Source organism: Microbacterium sp. NPDC055903 (assembly GCF_053615555.1).
On record NZ_JBSHCA010000002.1, the window covers coordinates 862,814 to 878,697 of the forward strand.

The following is a 15,884-nucleotide window of genomic DNA, read 5'->3' on the forward strand; positions in this document are numbered from 1 at the left end:
GCTCAGAGCAGGAAGATCGGCAGCAGCCCGGGATTGTGCGCATGCACGAGGACCCCGAAGACGACGGCGTCGAACAGCAGATGCACGGTGACCACGTAGGCCAGCGAGTGCGTGCGCAGGAAGATGAACCCCTGCAGCAGGGCGAACGGGATCGTCAGCACCGGCCCCCACGCGCGATAGCCGAGCTCCCAGAGGAACGAGACGAAGACGACCGCCTGGAGGACGTTCGCGAGCCCATCGGGAAGGTGCCTGCGCAGCAGCGCGAAGACCGTGCAGATGAAGAAGAGCTCATCCCAGATGCCCACGGCGCCGACGCCCACGAACAGGCGCGCGATGAGATCGGGCGTATCGACGACGGGCCAGTTCAGATAGACACCGCTGGTGATGAAGTAGAACGGCAGGATCAGCCAGCCGAGCACGAGCACGGCGATCAGCCAGCCCCAGTGCAGCCGGCCCCAGCGCCTCCCTGTGCGCCACGGGAACGAGATCGCCCTGTCCCGGTACACGAACCGTGAGATCAGATACGGGACAGCGACAGCGCCGCCGAGTGCGATCGTGAACCGCAGCATGGCGAGATCGTCGAGTTCGGCGGCGAGCGGGATCGCGCTGACGACGAGCATCCCGATCGCGATCAACGAGAGATCACGGGTCAGCGACGGATCGGAAGCGGTGACCCGCTTTCGTTCCTGCATCCCAGCGAGCGCGATACCTGCCGCGAGCAGCAGCCAGCCGAGCCAGAGGAGATGCACGACGAAGATCGCGGGAGCCGCCAGGCACACGAGCGCGGCCGGCGCGATGGCCGTGCGCCAGGTGGCCGTCTGCGGCGTCACGGGCGGGGCATCCGGCGATAGGCGAGATCGCGGATGTCCCTGCCCTTGTTCAGCCCCTTGCGCTCGAAAGCGGTCATCACCCTGCCCTCGAAACGCTCCGCCCACTCGCCATCGAATGCGCGCTCGAAGAGCGGCTCCGCATCGAGGACCTCCCTCATCTGCAGGGCGTAGTCCTCCCAGTCCGTGGCCAGGCGCAGGATGCCTCCGTCGCGCAGTGCGCGAGCCGCGACCGCACCGAACCCCTCTCGGATCAGGCGCCGCTTGGTGTGACGCTTCTTGTGCCACGGGTCGGAGAAGAACACCCAGACCTCAGCCGCGCCGCCCTCGGGCAGGTAGGTGGCCAGCACCTCCGGCGCATTGGCCTCGACGAGACGCAGATTGCGCACGCCGGCCTTGTCCGCGTCGAGCATGGTGCGGGCGAGCCCCGCGCGGAACACCTCGACCGCGAGGAAGTCATCGCTCGGGCGCGAGGAGGCGGCCGAGACGATCGCGTGCCCCTGGCCGGATCCGATCTCGACGATGAGCGGCGCTGTGCGCCCGTACTCGGATGCCGGGTCGAGTCGGGCTTCGGGATGCACGCTGGTCCATGCCACGTCGCGGGGAACCTCGAGAAGGTAGCGGTCGGAGAGCTCGTCGAACGCCCTTTCCTGCGCCTCGGACATGCGGCCGCTGCGGCGCACGAAGGAGACGGGTTCGTCACGGAAAGTGCGGGGTTCAGGCATTCCTCCAGCGTATAAGCCTGCGCGGTCGAGGCGCAGCCGTCGTGTGCGCCGCATCGGTTATTTCTTCCCAGATCAGAGTTCATCCACCTTGCCTTTCTTCGTATTTTTGTTCTAAGCTTGAGTATGGCCAGCCCCCCAGACATCCGCACTCGCGAAGAGGATTCCCTCCTCGCGATCTGGGAGCTGTCGAGCCGGCACGCGGCTTCGGTCGACGCGCGCCGGGTGAAGGCGCTCTCCGATCGTTTCGACCTGATGCTCGAGGTCGACCCCTTCGGTTCCCGCTACCACGACATGGCGGTCCGGTCTCTCGCCGCGGAGGTCGCGGCAGCCGGGCACATCTCATCGGGCGTCGCCGAAGGCATGCTGCACCGCGCGCACACGATCGTGCACTGCTACCCCTCCGTTCTGGCGGCGATGGAGACCGGCCTCGTCACCCTTCGTCACGCCGAGGCGATCGCTGCCGCAGGCGCGGCGCTCGACGACGCCCCGGATGCGGCTCGCGCGGAGTACGAGCGCCGTGCTCTCGACGTCGCGCTGAACGAGTCGGCCGGGCGCACGGAGAGCGCCGCCCGGATGATCGCCGCCGACATCGCGCCCGTGGATCTGGCTGAGCGCCACCGTCGGGCGCGCTCGTTCCACGGCGTGCACGTCTGGTCACGGGCGGACGGGCTGGGAGAGCTGCAGATCACGGGCTCCGAGCTCCTCGTCCGCGCCGCGTACGACCGAGCCGATGCGATGGCGAAGGCGCTGATCTCCTCGCGCACGGATGTCGGGACGTCTCGTCTTGGTGACGACGATGCCGGACCAGATGCCTGCGGCGACGGCGACGATCGATCCCTTGCTCAGGTCCGCGCCGACATCATGCTCGAACTCCTCCTCGCGGGCGGCGCAGAATCGCTCATCGGCACGCCCGCCGAAGCGATACGCGCGACCGTTCAGGTGACCATCTCATCCTCGACGCTCGCCGGTGACGATGACCGCATGGCGGAGATCGATGGGACGGGGCCCGTCCTGCCCGAGATCGTGCGAGATCTCGCGGGCCGCACATCGTCGTGGTCCCGCCTGCTCCTGACCCCGAGCGGGATGCTGACCGCGACCTCCGCGTACACCCCGACCGCCGAGATGAAACGGTTCCTGCGCGCAAGAGATCAGCGCTGTCGGTTCCCCGGTTGCGTGCGACCTGCTCAACGGTGCGAGATCGACCACAATCACGATCACGCCAAGGGCGGGCGCACCGAGGTGGGCAATCTCGCGTGCTTCTGCACGAGCCATCATCCGCTGAAGCATCCCGATCTCGATGATCGACATCGATGGAGTGTGCGGCAGCAGGCCGACGGCGTCATCGAATGGATCAGCCCCCGAGGCAGGGTCTTCACCGACCGGCCGAGCCCGCGCGTGGCATTCGTGTGAGCACCAGAGCGGTGGGCGGCGACCTTACGCGGATGCGGTCACGAAGTCGATGAGCTCCTCGACGCGTCCGAGCAGAGAAGGCTCCAGGTCCCGGTACGTGGTCACCTTGCTGAGGATGTGCTGCCACGCACGGGCGATGTCCGCCTGATCCTCGTGCGGCCAGCCGAAGGCGCGGCAGATGCCGACCTTCCACTCGATGCCCCGCGGGATCTCGGGCCAACGCGCGATTCCGAGCGCCTCCGGTTTCACGCACTGCCAGACATCCACGTAGGGATGGCCGACGATCCGCACGTGAGCGCCGTGCGGGCCGCGGGCGACAGCCTCGGCGATGCGGGTCTCCTTCGAGCCGGGCACGAGGTGATCGACGAGCACTCCGTAACGCCGCTTCGCGCTCGGAGGCTCATCCGCGAGCAGCTCGTCCAGCAGGTCGACGCCCTGGAGGTACTCGACGACGACGCCCTCGACGCGCAGATCCGCGCCCCAGACCTTCTCGACGAGTTCCGCGTCATGCCTGCCCTCGACGAGGATCCGGCTGGGCAGTGCGACCCTGGCTCGCTGGTCGTCGACGACGAAAGACCCGGAAGCGGTGCGGCGCGGACCCTGCGCCTTGGCCTCCGGTACGACGAGCTTCACCGGCTGCCCGTCGATGAGGAAACCTCCGCCGAGAGGGAAAAGCCTCCTGCGCCCCTTCCAATCCTCGAGCTCGACATTGCCGCCCTGCACTTTCACGACCGCGCCGCAATAGCCGTCCTGTGCGACCTCGACGACGAGATCGAGCTCGGCGGCGACCTGCGGAATCTGCTTCTCGTTCCGCTCCCGCCATCCGGCGGCGAGCACGTCCGCCCCGTACCTGTCGTCCATGCCTTCCAGCGTATGTGTCCGTCACGCGGTTCCCGGCGATGACACAGACTGTTTCCCTAGAGTCGCTATCGTCTGTCGGCGACAGTGAATAGACTCAGGCGCATGGGGGCTCAGCGGCTCCGTGGAGGGAGCACGATGCGGTCTCGGATGTTGGTCGCCCTTGGCATGATCGGGGCGGTCCTCGCTTCCGGGTGGGCCGCGTCCAGCGCCGTCGCCACGCCACCGGTGGCGCTCGAATCAGGATTCGTGACCGACCACGCCGGTGTGCTCAGCGCGGATGAGATCGACGCCACGAATGCGCGCCTCGGCGAGCTCTCGAATGCCGGCAACGGGGATCTCTACGTCGTGTTCGTCGACGCGTTCACCGACCCGACAGATGCCACCCAGTGGGCTGATGACACCGCGATCGACAACGGTCTCGGCGTCGATCAGATTCTTCTCGCGGTGGCCGTCGAGGAGCAGCAGTTCGCGCTCTCGATCGATCCGGCCAACCCGCTCTCCGATGGCGATCTCGGCGCGATCGAGAGCGCTGCGCAGGCCGAGCTCCGCTCCGGCAACTGGGCAGGGGCGGCGATCGCAGCCGCGGATGCCTACCCAGGGCCCTCTCCCATCGGGTGGATCCTGCTCGGCCTCGTCATCGTTGTCGCCGTCATCGTCGTGATCGTCCTGCTCGTGCAGCGCGCCAAGAAGAAGCGCCGTGGCGCCCAGCCCGCCGTCCCCGACCCGAACGATCCGTTCTCCGCGATCAGCGACGCGGACCTCGAGACGCAGGCTGGAGGCGCCCTCGTCGCGACCGATGACGCCGTCACCGCCAGCCGCGAGGAGCTCGGCTTCGCCGTCGCGGAGTTCGGCGAAGACTCCACCGCCGCCTACGCGCAGGCCGTCGACGCGGCCAAGGCCGGCCTCGGACAGGCGTTCACCATCAAGCAGCAGCTCGATGACGAGATCCCGGACACCCCGGAGCAGCGCCGCGCCTGGCACATCCAGATCATCCAGCTCTGCGACGCCGCCGACGACCTCCTCGAGAAGAACGCCCAGCAGTTCGAAGACCTCCGAAAGCTCGCGGCGGAGGCGCCTCAGGCTCTCGCCAGGGTCACGGCACGACGCGCCCAGACCGCCGAGATCATCGCGGCAGCACCGGCGGCACTCGCGGCACTCGCCCAGACATACGACGCCGAATCGCTGAGCACCGTCGCCGAGAACCCCGTGCAGGCACAGGAACGGCTCGCACTCGCCGACCGCGAGATCGACGAGGCGACGTCCGCCCTCACGGCCGGTGCCACGGGTCAGGCGGCCTTCGCGATCAGAACCGCCGAGCAGGCACTCGCCCAGGGAGAGCAGCTCAGCGCCGCCATCACGACGCGTGGCAGCGACCTGGCAGCAATCGAGACGCAGGCGACCGCGCTGATCGCCGAGCTCGAGTCCGATCTCGCCGCCGCAGCCCAGCTCCCCGATCCGCACGGGCAGCTCGCCTCCGTCATCGCCGGGACGCGGACGCAGGTGTCGGAGGGAAAGGGTGCGCTTCACGTCACCCCGCGCAATCCGCAGCGCACCCTCGACGTGCTCACCGCTGCCAACACGCAGATCGACGGCGTCGTCGGGCAGGTGCGCGACGCCATCGCGCTCACGCAGCGCAATGCGCAGATCCTGCAGCAGCGCATCGCGCAGGCCCAGGCGCAGATCTCCGCCGCCGACCAGTTCATCACGACCCGGCGCGGCGGCGTCGGCGCGACCGCGCGCACCCGCCTCGCAGAAGCGCAGGCCGCCCTCTCCAAGGCGCTGGCCCTGCAGGCCGCCGATCCGAGCCAGGCGCTCGGCTACGCCACCCGTGCCTACGACCTCGCGCAGAGCGCGACGGCATCCGCCCAGTCCGATGTGAGCGGCTGGGGCGGAGGCTACGGGGGCGGAGGCGGAGGCAGCGACCTCAGCGGCGCGATCATCGGCGGCATCCTCGGCGGCCTGATCAGCGGCGGAGGCGGAGGCGGTCGCCCATCCGGGGGCGGGCTGTTCGGCGGAGGCGGGGGCGGCTATCGTCCCTCGAGCTTCGGCGGCTCCTCTCGAAGCTCCTCACGCGGCTTCTCCGGCGGATCGCGCGGAGGCCGGTCTCGAGGCGGGCGCTTCTGACCGATCCGACATCGACCACACACACGACAGCCAACCGAAAGGAAACACCATGGCCAAGCAGTCCATCTTCGGACGCATCTCGACCCTCGTCCGCGCGAACATCAACGCGCTCCTCGACTCCGCCGAGGACCCGCAGAAGATGATCGACCAGCTCGTCCGCGACTACACCAACAGCATCGCCGATGCCGAGGCCGCGATCGCGGAGACGATCGGCAACCTGCGCCTTCTCGAGCGCGACCACGAGGAAGACATCCAGGCGGCGAAGGACTGGGGCAACAAGGCCCTCGCTGCGAGCAAGAAGGCCGACGAGCTCCGCTCCGCGGGCAACACCGCGGACGCCGACAAGTTCGACAGCCTCGCGAAGATCGCCCTCCAGCGCCAGATCGGCGAGGAGCGCGACGCGAAGGCGGCCGAGCCGACGATCGCGTCGCAGACCGAGATCGTCGACAAGCTCAAGAGCGGCCTGAACGGCATGAAGGAGAAGCTCGAGCAGCTCAAGTCCAAGCGCAGCGAACTGCTCGCGCGGGCCAAGGTCGCCGAGGCGCAGACCAAGGTCCAGGATGCCGTCTCCTCGATCAACGTCCTCGACCCCACCAGCGAGCTGGGCCGCTTCGAGGACAAGGTGCGCCGGCAGGAGGCCATCGCACAGGGCAAGATCGAGCTCGCGGCTTCCAGCCTGGACGCCCAGTTCGAGAGCCTCGACGACCTCGGCGAGCTCACCGAGGTCGAGGCGCGCCTCGCCGAGCTCAAGGCCGGCGGCGCTCCCCAGGGCCAGCTCGAGTCCTGATCTTCCGGGCGGATGCTCCGGGTCGGCGACAAGGAGCATCCGCCCTCTCCTCTCTGATCGGAGGACCCCATGGCCCGATTCCTCGTCGTCCCGCAGTGGCAGGGTTCACCCGCACCTCGGGCGATGCTGCTCACCGACGGGGCCGCCGCGATCGCCGGTGACCTGCCGAGCGCCGCGACCACCGTGCTTGATGTCCCGCTCGAGGCCGGTGAATCGCTCGAGAGCGGCGTGCAGCGTCTCAGCGCTCTGCAGCGCGTCCGAGAGCTGATGCGCGATCACATCGACGAGGGCGTGGTCGTCATCGGCGGGGACTGCAGCATCACCGTCGCCGCCCTCGCCGCGCTCCCCCGCGGTACGGATGACCTCGCGGTCGTCTGGTGCGATGCGCATCCCGACCTTCACCTCCCCGGAACCTCGCCGTCCGGCGCATTCTCCGGCATGTCCCTGCGGGCGGTGATGGGCGAGGGCGAGTCCCGCCTGATCCTCTCCCCCGGCGTACCGTCCGAGCGCGTGGTGCTCGTCGGCGCACGGTCGGTGGATGCCGCCGAGGAGGCTCCTCTGGAGACCGTCGCCGCGGTTGAACCAGAGGCGCTCATCGACGCGGATTCGATCGCACGAGCCGTCGAGGCCACCGGTGCCGCACGCGCCTGGGTGCACATCGACGTGGATGTGCTCGACCCCTCCGAGCTCGCGGGGGTGTCGGATCCCGCCCCGTTCGGCGCGGCAGCGGCGCAGCTGAGTGCCGCTCTGCGGGCTCTGCGCCAGCGCGTTCCGCTCGCCGGCGCGACCATCGCAGGATTCGCACCCCGCACGCCCGCCGCAGCCGTGGACGATCTCGGGGCGATCCTCCGCCTCATCGGCGCCGTCGCGTGAGCGCGTCCGCGCCGCCGACAGCGGATAAATGGCGGATCGCCGCCGATGCCGCACTCCTCCGTGGCCGTCGCTTCGACCGCAGGATCCCGTCCTTTCTGCTCCGCTCTCCGATCAGTCGGATCGGCTACGCCTGGGGCACCGCCGTCGGCTGGATCTGGGGTTCGTTGTGGAGCACGGGCCCGGTCGAACGTCGGCACGGCCTCTGGGTGTTCCGCGGCATGCCTTCGTGGACGTTCAACCGTGGCGGTGTGTGCGTGGGGGGATGCTTCCTCACCGGAGACCGCGAACCCAGCGACGCCGTGCTGCGCCACGAGGCGGTCCACAAGGCTCAGTGGTTGCGCTACGGCTTCCTCATGCCGGTGCTGTATCTCTTCGCCGGCAGGGATCCGCTGCGCAACCGCTTCGAGATCGAGGCTGGGCTCGAAGACGGCGGCTATGTGCGTCGCCGTCGTGCGTCCTCGCGCTGAGCGCCCTCAGTCCGAGACGGGCAGAAGGCCGAAGCGCGCAGGAGCGCAGATCGCGCCAGGTGCGATCCCGAGACGATCCGTCAGGTGCTCGACGATCTCCGCCGTGCCGAGGTAGCCGCCGAGCAGCGTGACTCGCGTGCTCCCCGCGTCCCCGTCGCAGAACATCTCGTCGGCCCAAGCGGTGGTCGCCCGCGCGACGGCCGTGCCGGGAGCACAGCTGCGCCCGGATCCCGGCGCCCCGCTGCGGCTCTCCCGCGCCAGCCAGGTGACGGTCATGCGCGGCGGAGCTTCGATGGTTGCGATGTCCGCCACCGCGGGAACCTCGATGAAGATCCGCCCGCTCGCGCACAGCGGCAGCGTCGCGAGGAAGACCTCGAGGTCGGTGAGCGAGTTCTCGTCGGCCGCCACCAGGTGATGGGAGCGCTGACGCGCCGCACGGCGCTCGGCGCGTGCGGTACGGAACTCGACGGAGGCGGTCATGATGTCCCCATCATACACCGCGCGAAGGGTTGCCTAACCTTCCTGAGGATTCAGGAAGACTCGACGAGTGCCGCGTGCAGGGCGGCCAGCTCCTCCTCCGTCATGCCCTGGGAGCGCAGATAGTCTCCCGTCGATCCCCAGCGGGCATCGATCGCCTCCAGCAGCGCACGCATCACGGGAGCCGGGGAGAGCGTGGCGAGGGCCACGACGTGCTGCGCATCGGGATGCCGCGCACGCAGGTACTCCGCGACTCGACGATTGCGCTCCGCAGGCAGCTGGGTCTCCGTCAGCGCGTAGTCGGCGATGATCTCCTCGCGATCGGCCCCGACGGCGTCGAGGGCGAGCGCGACGGTGACGCCGGTGCGATCCTTCCCGACCGTGCAGTGGACGAGCGTCCGCTCGCCCCTGGCGATGATGCGCAGAGCGTCGACCAGGCGCGCCCCGCTCTGTTCGAGCAGGTGGCGGTAAAGCTCGTCCAGACTGCTGTCCTCCTCGAAGAAGGAGGCCACGGATCCGAGGAACAGCGGAAGCCGGGTGACGACGGGGCCTGTGACCGCCGAAGGGTCTGCGGCGACCTCGTCATCCGCGCGCAGATCGACGATGTGATCGACCAGCAGGCCGAGCGCCTTCGCTCCGCCCGGCGTCGCCCCGGCGAGGTTTGCGGAACGCAGCAGCCGCCCCGCCCTGATGCGTCCTGTCCGCGCCGTCAGCCCTCCGACGTCCCTGACGTTCCAGACGCCGTCGATCGACAGGATGCTCACGCATCCGCCTTCGGGCCGCGGGGCGGCACGGGGTAGCGGCCCGCGATCACGACACGGTTGAAGGCGTTGATCGAGATGATCGCCCAGCTCAGCGCCGCGTACTCCTTCTCGGTGAACACGCTTCCGACCCGGTCGTACACATCGTCGGGGATGCCATCCTCATGGATGAACGTGAACGCCTCCGCGAGTTCGAGGGCTGCGCGCTCACGATCCGAGAACACCCCGCTCTCCCGCCATGAGGCGAGCTGCGTCATCTCATCGACTCCGAGCCCCGCCGTGACACCTCGATCGACGTGCACCCGGGTGCAGAACGCGCACCCGTTGAGCTGCGAGCAATGGATCATGACCAGTTCCTTGAGGCGGTCGTCGATGCCGTTCTCGGCGCAGATCCGGCCGACCGTCCTGGCGAAGGCGTCCAGCGCCTGATAGGCATCCGGTTCAGTCTTGGACAGATGCACCCTGGTCTCGCTCATGAGATCCAGCCTACGACGTCCGTCGAGCGCGTCGCTGAACGGTTGAAATGCACGAAGCCAAACATATCGGGATCAGAGTGATTTAAATGCCCAATGAATACATCGCACATTTGTCACATTGCTCCGGCATTTCTCTCGAACCGCGTTCCGGAGCAGAATATGGGCGTGCCGACCGACATCAGCGAGTTCAGCTATCTTCCCGCGCAGGCCCAGGCGATCGATGCCCCGCTCCCTCCAGCCACCAGAGAGCACGTCGTCCTCTCGGACGGTCGGACGCTCAGCGCGCTGCGCTTCGGAGAGAGCACCCCGGAGGTCGTCCTGCTCCACGGCGCCGGCTTGAACGCGCACACCTGGGACACCACCATCCTCCACCTCGGTCGTGCGGCGCTCGCGATCGATCTGGCCGGCCACGGCGACTCCTCCTGGCGCCCCGACGCCGCGTACGCGCCTCGTGCCCTCGCGGCTGACGTCGCCGAGGCTCTCACACAGTGGGAACTCGGCCCTGTCCTCGTCGTCGGTCAGTCACTCGGCGGCCTCACCGCAGCAGCCCTCGCCGCCTCACGCCCTGAGCTCGTCGACGGCGTCATCATCGTGGACATCACCCCCGGCATCGACACCTCCGCCGGGCCGGCGGCGCTGCGCGAGTTCTATCGCGTGTCCGATTTCGCCAGCCGCGACGAGCTCGTCGAGCGTGCCATGTCGTTCGGCCTGGGGGGCAGCCGCGCCGACACCGAACGCGGGGTCTTCTTCAACTCGCGCGTGCGCGAGGACGGCCGCGTCGAATGGAAGCATCACTTCGCCCACCTGGCCGCTCAGGTGTTCGCAGCACCGGAGCACGACGGCACGCCCGCGGCGGGCGCCGTCCTCGACGACACCGGCTGGGACGACCTCGCCGCCGTGCGCACCTCCCTCACCCTGGTGCGGGGCACGCGGGGCTTCGTCAGCGAGGACGATGCCGCCGAGTACCTCCGCCGTCTGCCGGCCGCCCGCATCGTGTCGTTCGACGCGACCCACAACGTCCAGGAGACGGCACCGGCAGCGCTCGCCGACCTGATCCGCGAGCGCATCGATCACGGAATGTGACGCTGCGTTCCGCCTCCGTCCCCGCTATCCGCACCCGCCCATAGGCTCGACCCACCGGCACACAGCACCTGCCGCACGAGAGGACCCGACTCCCATGTTCACCCGCACCAGACGACGACTCGTTCTCGTCACCGCTCTCGCCGCATCGGCGATCGTCCTGAGCGCCTGCACGGGCGCACCCGCACCGGAGGAGACGTCGGTGGGCGCCCCCGATCCGGACGCGACGCTCACCGTCGGCCTCGTGCTCGAGCCGACCAACCTCGACATCCGTCACACCAGCGGCGCCGCCCTCGAGCAGATCCTCATCGACAACATCTACGAGGGCCTCGTCACGCGCACCCAGACGAACGAGATCGAGCCGCGCCTCGCCTCGGACTACGAGATCTCCGAGGACGGGCTGACCTACACCTTCACGCTCAACGAGGGCGTCACCTTCCACAGCGGCGCAGCGCTGACCTCCGCCGATGTGGTCGCCTCCTACGAGACCGTCCGCACGGACGCCACCGTGCAGGGCAATGCGGAGTTCGCGGGCGTCGCCTCCATCAGCGCGCCCGACGCCTCCACGGTGGTCATCACGCTGAACGCCCCGAACCAGAACTTCCTGTTCGCGCTCACCGGCCCGGCCGGCCTCGTCTTCGCCGCGGGCGACGACACCGACCTGCAGACCGCGGAGAACGGCACTGGTCCGTTCACGCTCACCCGCTGGAGCAAGGGCTCCTCGATCACCCTCGCGCGGTACGAGGACTACTGGGGCGAGCCGGCCGGCGTCGCCGAGGTCGACCTCGAGTACATTCCCGATTTCACCTCCGGCGTGAACGCCGCTCTCGACGGCAGCCTCGACGTGCTGACCGCCGTCGACCCGCAGCTCGCCCCTCAGCTGGAGGAGTCCGGCGAGTTCTCGCTCACCTCGGGCAAGACCACGGACAAGGCGACGCTGGCCTTCAACAACGCCAAGGCGCCGCTGGACGACGTCCGCGTCCGCGAAGCGCTGCGCCTGGCCATCGATCACGAGGCGCTCATCGAGGCGGTCGGCGCCGGGCAGACGCTGTACGGGCCGATCCCGGAGCTCGATCCCGGCTTCGAGGACCTCTCCGACGTCGCCCCCCATGACCCGGCTCGGGCGCAGGAGCTGCTCGCGGAGGCAGGCCAGGAGGACCTCGAGCTCACGCTCACGATCCCGAACTTCTACGGCACGACCGTCCCCCAGGTGCTCATCTCGGACTTCGCCGAGGTCGGCGTCACCCTCAAGGTGGAATCGGTCGAGTTCGCGACCTGGCTCGAGGACGTCTACACGAACAAGGACTACGACCTGAGCTTCGTGCTGCACGTCGAGCCGCGCGACTTCGCGAACTTCGCCAACCCGGACTACTACTTCGGCTACGACAACCCCGAGGTGCAGGCGCTCTACGCCGAGGCGCTCGCGGAGCTCGACCCCGATGCCTCCGCCGAGCTGCTCGCGCAGGCGGCCAGGATCGTCTCCGAGGACCACGCGGCGGACTGGCTCTACAACGGCGAGACCATCACCGCCGTCCGTCCGATCGTCTCCGGCTTCCCGCAGGACTCGATCAACTCGCGCATCAACCTCGCCGGCGTGACTGTCGCCGCCGACTGACACCGGATGCTGCGTTACACGCTCACACGAGGAGCCCTGCTGATCGCGGGGCTCCTCGTGTCGAGCGTGATCATCTTCCTCACCCTGCGCGTGCTGCCGGGCGACGTGGCCCAGCTCATCGCCGGCACGAACTCCACACCGGAGCAGGTGCAGGCGCTGCGGGAGTCCCTGGGGCTCGACCGCCCGCTCCCCCAGCAGTACGCGGAGTGGATCGGGGGCGTTCTGCGGGGCGACCTCGGCACCTCACTCCTCTCCGGCGCGTCCGTGGGCGAGGAGCTCGTGCTGAAGGCGCAGGTGACCGTTCCGCTCGGCATCCTGTCTCTGGCCATCGCCCTGCTCATCGCCGTCCCCTTCGGCATCCTGTCCGCCGTGCTCCGCGGCCGCGCCGGCGGCACCGCGCTCTCGTTCGGCGCACAGGCGCTGGCGGCGGTCCCCGTCGTCTGGGCCGGCATGATGCTCATCCTGGTCTTCGCCGTCTGGCTGGGTTGGCTTCCCGCTCAGGGCTTCCCCAGGGACGGCTGGGCGGAGCCATGGCAGGCGCTGCGGGCCCTCCTGCTGCCCGCGCTCACGATCGGCGTCGTCGAGGGCGCGATGCTGCTGCGCTTCGTGCGCAGCGCGACGCTGCAGGCGGCGGGCGAGGACTTCGTGCGCACGGCCGCCGCGAAGGGGCTGAGCCGCAACCGGGCGCTCATCCAGCACGGCATCCCCGCCGTCGGCCTGTCGATCGTCACGGTCCTCGGTCTCCAGGTGGCGGGCATCGTGGTGGGCTCCGTCGTCATCGAGCAGCTGTTCACGCTTCCGGGGATCGGACGGATGCTCGTCGCGGATGTCGGCACGCGAGATCTCATCAAGGTGCAGAGCGAGCTGCTCGTGCTCACCGGATTCGTCCTCGTGATCGGCTTCGTCGTCGACCTCGTGCACCACCTCATCGACCCCCGGCAGAGGGAGAGCGCCTGATGCCCCGTTGGTTGCGCGCCCTGTGGCGATCCTGGACGGGACGCTTCGGGATCACCACCGTCGCCGTCATCGCCGTGACCGCGCTGCTCTCCCTGGTGTGGACCCCCTTCGATCCGTTCTCCGCCGACATCGCGAACCGGTGGGCGTCACCGTCGTGGCCGCATGTGCTCGGCACGGACGGCACGGGGCGCGACATCCTGAGCCTCATCATGGCCGGTGCTCGGACGACCGTCTTCGTCAGCGTCGGGGCCGGCATCGTCGCCACTGTCGTCGGCATCGTGCTCGCCGCGCTCGGCGCGCTCACCGCCCGATGGCTGCGCGAGACGGTGGCCGTGCTCGTGGACATCCTCATCGCCTTCCCCGTGCTACTCATCGCCATGATGATCTCCTCGGTCTGGGGCGGTTCCCTGTGGGTCGTCATCTGGGCGGTCGGGATCGGCTTCGGGGTGAACATCGCGAGGGTCACCCGCCCTGAGCTGCGCCGCGTTCAGCGGAGCGACTTCGTGCTCGCCGGCCGCGCCTCCGGCCTCACCCCCGCCCAGAACCTCGCCAGGCATCTGCTGCCGAACGTCGCGCCGGTCTTCATCGTCCAGCTCTCCTGGTCGATGGCCGTGGCCGTGCTGGCGGAGGCTGGGCTCTCCTATCTCGGCTTCGGCGCATCCGTCGTCGAGCCCAGCTGGGGCATCCTGCTCGCCGACCTGCAGCGCTACATCGCCATCCATCCGCTCTCGGTGATCTGGCCGGGGCTCGCGATCACCCTCTCTGTGCTCGGTCTCAACCTCCTCGGCGATGCGCTCAGAGACGCCACCGACCCGACGCTCGAACGACGCGCCGGCCAGACGCACACGCCGGAGGTGGTCGCATGAGCCTGATCGTGCAGGATCTCGTCGTCGACATCGACGGACGCCGCGTCGTGGACGGCGTCTCCTTCGAGGTGCCGGACGGGACGAGGCTCGGCCTGATCGGCGAATCGGGATCGGGTAAGTCGCTCACGGCCCTGGCCGTTCTCGGCCTGCTCCCCCGCGGCGCGGTGGCACACGGCAGCATCCGATGGAACGGCACGGAACTGGTGGGGATGCCCGATCGCGACCTGGCCCGCTTCCGGGGCGATGACATCGGAATCGTCTTCCAGGAGCCGCGCACCGCTCTCAACCCGATCCGCACGGTCGGACGCCAGATCGCCGAGGCGATCCGGATCCACACCGGGATCTCGCGCACCGAGGCGAGGCAGCGGGCGATCGCAGAGGCGGCCCGCGTGCACCTCCCCGATCCCGCCTCGATCGTCGACCGCTATCCGCATCAGCTCTCCGGGGGGCAGCGTCAGCGCGTCGCGATCGCGATGGCTCTCGCGTGCCGGCCGCGACTGCTCATCGCCGACGAGCCGACCACCGCGCTGGACGTCACGATCCAGGCCGAGATCCTCGAGCTGCTGCTCGGCCTCGTCAAGGACGAGGGGATGTCGCTGGTGTTCATCACCCATGACCTCGCCGTGCTGGCGCAGGTCGCGACGAGCGGCGTGGTCCTCGAACACGGCCGTGTCGTCGAATCGGCACCGATCGAGACCCTGCTCGACGCGCCGTCGTCGCCCATCACGCAGGGCCTGCTGAGAGATGCGACGGCGACGCTGTGGCGGCCCGATGGAGGAGAGTCATGAGCGCTCTGATCCAGGCGCGCGACCTGCGACGCGACTTCCCTGTTCCACGGCGCGGCCCTCTCGACCGGGTGACGACGCAGACAGCGCTGCATCCGACCGATCTCGATGTCGAGGCCGGCTCCGCGCTCGGCATCATCGGCGAGTCCGGATCAGGCAAGTCCACGCTGATCCGGCTGCTCCTGGGGCTCGACGCCCCGACGGCCGGGACGGTGTCGGTGGATGGGCGGCCCGTCGATGCGGCGTCGCCCGCCCGCTCCCTGCACTGGCTCCGAAGGCTCACCGGCCTGGTGTTCCAGGATCCCTACGCCTCGCTGGATCCTCGAATGACGGCTGGCCGCATCATCGCCGAGCCGCTCTGGGCGCTCGATGTGCCGGGAGACCGCCGTGCCAGGGTCCGCGAGGTGCTGGGTCAGGTGGGCCTCGAGGCCGAGATGGCCGACCGCTATCCCCACGAGTTCTCGGGCGGCCAGAGGCAGCGGATCGCCCTCGCTCGTGCGATCGTGCACCGGCCGCGCATCCTCGTCGGCGATGAGCCCCTGTCAGCGCTGGACGTCACGGTCCGCGCGCAGATCCTCGCGCTGCTGGCGGAGCTGCGGCGCACCGAGGAGCTCACCCTCGTGCTCGTCTCGCACGACATCGGCGTCGTGCAGAACCTCTGCGACACCGTCGCGGTGATGAAGGACGGGCGTGTCGTGGAGCACGGTACCACCCGCGATGTGCTCCAGCATCCCCGTGAGGAGTACACGAAGACGCTGTTGGCCGCGATCCCGGTGATCCCAGGCCACTGACC

Annotated in this window: 17 protein-coding genes; 11 read left to right on the forward strand and 6 right to left on the reverse strand. The window is 69.1% G+C overall.

The window, feature by feature from the left end:
* Positions 1-2 precede the first annotated feature (2 nt).
* Both ACWGJP_RS13650 and trmB read right to left on the reverse strand, forming a co-directional pair.
* A complete protein-coding gene (locus ACWGJP_RS13650; RefSeq protein ID WP_452330321.1) occupies positions 3-830 on the reverse strand; it encodes a CPBP family intramembrane glutamic endopeptidase in 828 nt (275 codons plus the stop codon).
* The gene (gene trmB / locus ACWGJP_RS13655) at positions 827-1,552 is read right to left on the reverse strand and encodes a tRNA (guanosine(46)-N7)-methyltransferase TrmB (RefSeq protein WP_452330322.1); all 726 of its coding nucleotides are present in this window, start codon (positions 1,550-1,552) and stop codon (positions 827-829) included. Before trmB ends, ACWGJP_RS13650 begins: the two co-directional genes overlap by 4 nt.
* Positions 1,553-1,675: 123 nt before the next feature.
* Here trmB and ACWGJP_RS13660 point away from each other — a divergent pair, with 123 nt between their 5' ends.
* Positions 1,676-2,962 (forward strand): DUF222 domain-containing protein, encoded by a 1,287-nt coding sequence (locus ACWGJP_RS13660; RefSeq protein ID WP_452330323.1) that lies wholly within the window; start codon positions 1,676-1,678, stop codon positions 2,960-2,962.
* A gap of 24 nt (positions 2,963-2,986) precedes the next feature.
* Here ACWGJP_RS13660 and ACWGJP_RS13665 read toward each other — a convergent pair whose 3' ends face one another.
* On the reverse strand, positions 2,987-3,823 hold the full coding sequence (locus ACWGJP_RS13665; protein WP_452330324.1) for a DUF3097 domain-containing protein: 837 nt from the start codon (positions 3,821-3,823) through the stop codon (positions 2,987-2,989).
* A gap of 147 nt (positions 3,824-3,970) precedes the next feature.
* Here ACWGJP_RS13665 and ACWGJP_RS13670 point away from each other — a divergent pair, with 147 nt between their 5' ends.
* From ACWGJP_RS13670 to ACWGJP_RS13685, 4 genes are all read left to right on the forward strand, one after another.
* The gene (locus tag ACWGJP_RS13670) at positions 3,971-5,947 is read left to right on the forward strand and encodes a TPM domain-containing protein (RefSeq protein ID WP_452330325.1); all 1,977 of its coding nucleotides are present in this window, start codon (positions 3,971-3,973) and stop codon (positions 5,945-5,947) included.
* Between the two features lie 49 nt (positions 5,948-5,996).
* Entirely contained in the window at positions 5,997-6,734 is a 738-nt protein-coding gene (locus ACWGJP_RS13675) for a PspA/IM30 family protein (protein ID WP_452330326.1), read from the forward strand.
* A 69-nt stretch (positions 6,735-6,803) separates the two neighbouring features.
* The gene (locus ACWGJP_RS13680) at positions 6,804-7,607 is read left to right on the forward strand and encodes an arginase family protein (RefSeq protein WP_452330327.1); all 804 of its coding nucleotides are present in this window, start codon (positions 6,804-6,806) and stop codon (positions 7,605-7,607) included.
* Positions 7,604-8,074: a Fe-S oxidoreductase gene (locus tag ACWGJP_RS13685; protein WP_452330328.1), complete on the forward strand. Its 471-nt coding sequence runs from the start codon at positions 7,604-7,606 to the stop codon at positions 8,072-8,074. Before ACWGJP_RS13680 ends, ACWGJP_RS13685 begins: the two co-directional genes overlap by 4 nt.
* A 6-nt stretch (positions 8,075-8,080) precedes the next feature.
* Here ACWGJP_RS13685 and ACWGJP_RS13690 read toward each other — a convergent pair whose 3' ends face one another.
* Genes ACWGJP_RS13690 through ACWGJP_RS13700 form a run of 3 tightly spaced genes read right to left on the reverse strand, consistent with a single transcriptional unit; the run spans position 8,081 to position 9,788 of the window.
* Positions 8,081-8,554, reverse strand: a complete 474-nt coding sequence (locus ACWGJP_RS13690; protein ID WP_452330329.1) for an SIP domain-containing protein — start codon at positions 8,552-8,554, stop codon at positions 8,081-8,083.
* Between the two features lie 50 nt (positions 8,555-8,604).
* Positions 8,605-9,315 carry a tyrosine-protein phosphatase gene (locus tag ACWGJP_RS13695; protein ID WP_452330330.1) on the reverse strand — a complete coding sequence of 237 codons (711 nt, stop codon included), beginning with the start codon at positions 9,313-9,315 and terminating at the stop codon, positions 8,605-8,607.
* Positions 9,312-9,788 (reverse strand): carboxymuconolactone decarboxylase family protein, encoded by a 477-nt coding sequence (locus ACWGJP_RS13700; protein WP_452330331.1) that lies wholly within the window; start codon positions 9,786-9,788, stop codon positions 9,312-9,314. The genes ACWGJP_RS13695 and ACWGJP_RS13700 overlap by 4 nt, the downstream gene beginning before the upstream one ends.
* A 159-nt stretch (positions 9,789-9,947) precedes the next feature.
* Between ACWGJP_RS13700 and ACWGJP_RS13705 the strand changes: the two genes are divergently transcribed.
* The 6 genes from ACWGJP_RS13705 to ACWGJP_RS13730 all read left to right on the forward strand — a co-directional run bounded on the left by ACWGJP_RS13705 (position 9,948) and on the right by ACWGJP_RS13730 (position 15,882).
* Positions 9,948-10,871, forward strand: coding sequence for an alpha/beta fold hydrolase (locus ACWGJP_RS13705; RefSeq protein ID WP_452330332.1), 924 nt, complete (start codon positions 9,948-9,950; stop codon positions 10,869-10,871).
* A 94-nt stretch (positions 10,872-10,965) separates the two neighbouring features.
* Positions 10,966-12,483: an ABC transporter substrate-binding protein gene (locus ACWGJP_RS13710; RefSeq protein WP_452330333.1), complete on the forward strand. Its 1,518-nt coding sequence runs from the start codon at positions 10,966-10,968 to the stop codon at positions 12,481-12,483.
* A 6-nt stretch (positions 12,484-12,489) separates the two neighbouring features.
* Positions 12,490-13,440 carry an ABC transporter permease gene (locus tag ACWGJP_RS13715; protein WP_452330334.1) on the forward strand — a complete coding sequence of 317 codons (951 nt, stop codon included), beginning with the start codon at positions 12,490-12,492 and terminating at the stop codon, positions 13,438-13,440.
* Entirely contained in the window at positions 13,440-14,306 is an 867-nt protein-coding gene (locus tag ACWGJP_RS13720) for an ABC transporter permease (protein WP_452330335.1), read from the forward strand. Before ACWGJP_RS13715 ends, ACWGJP_RS13720 begins: the two co-directional genes overlap by 1 nt.
* On the forward strand, positions 14,303-15,094 hold the full coding sequence (locus ACWGJP_RS13725; RefSeq protein WP_452330336.1) for an ABC transporter ATP-binding protein: 792 nt from the start codon (positions 14,303-14,305) through the stop codon (positions 15,092-15,094). Before ACWGJP_RS13720 ends, ACWGJP_RS13725 begins: the two co-directional genes overlap by 4 nt.
* Entirely contained in the window at positions 15,091-15,882 is a 792-nt protein-coding gene (locus ACWGJP_RS13730) for an ABC transporter ATP-binding protein (RefSeq protein WP_452330337.1), read from the forward strand. Before ACWGJP_RS13725 ends, ACWGJP_RS13730 begins: the two co-directional genes overlap by 4 nt.
* Positions 15,883-15,884: the final 2 nt, after the last annotated feature.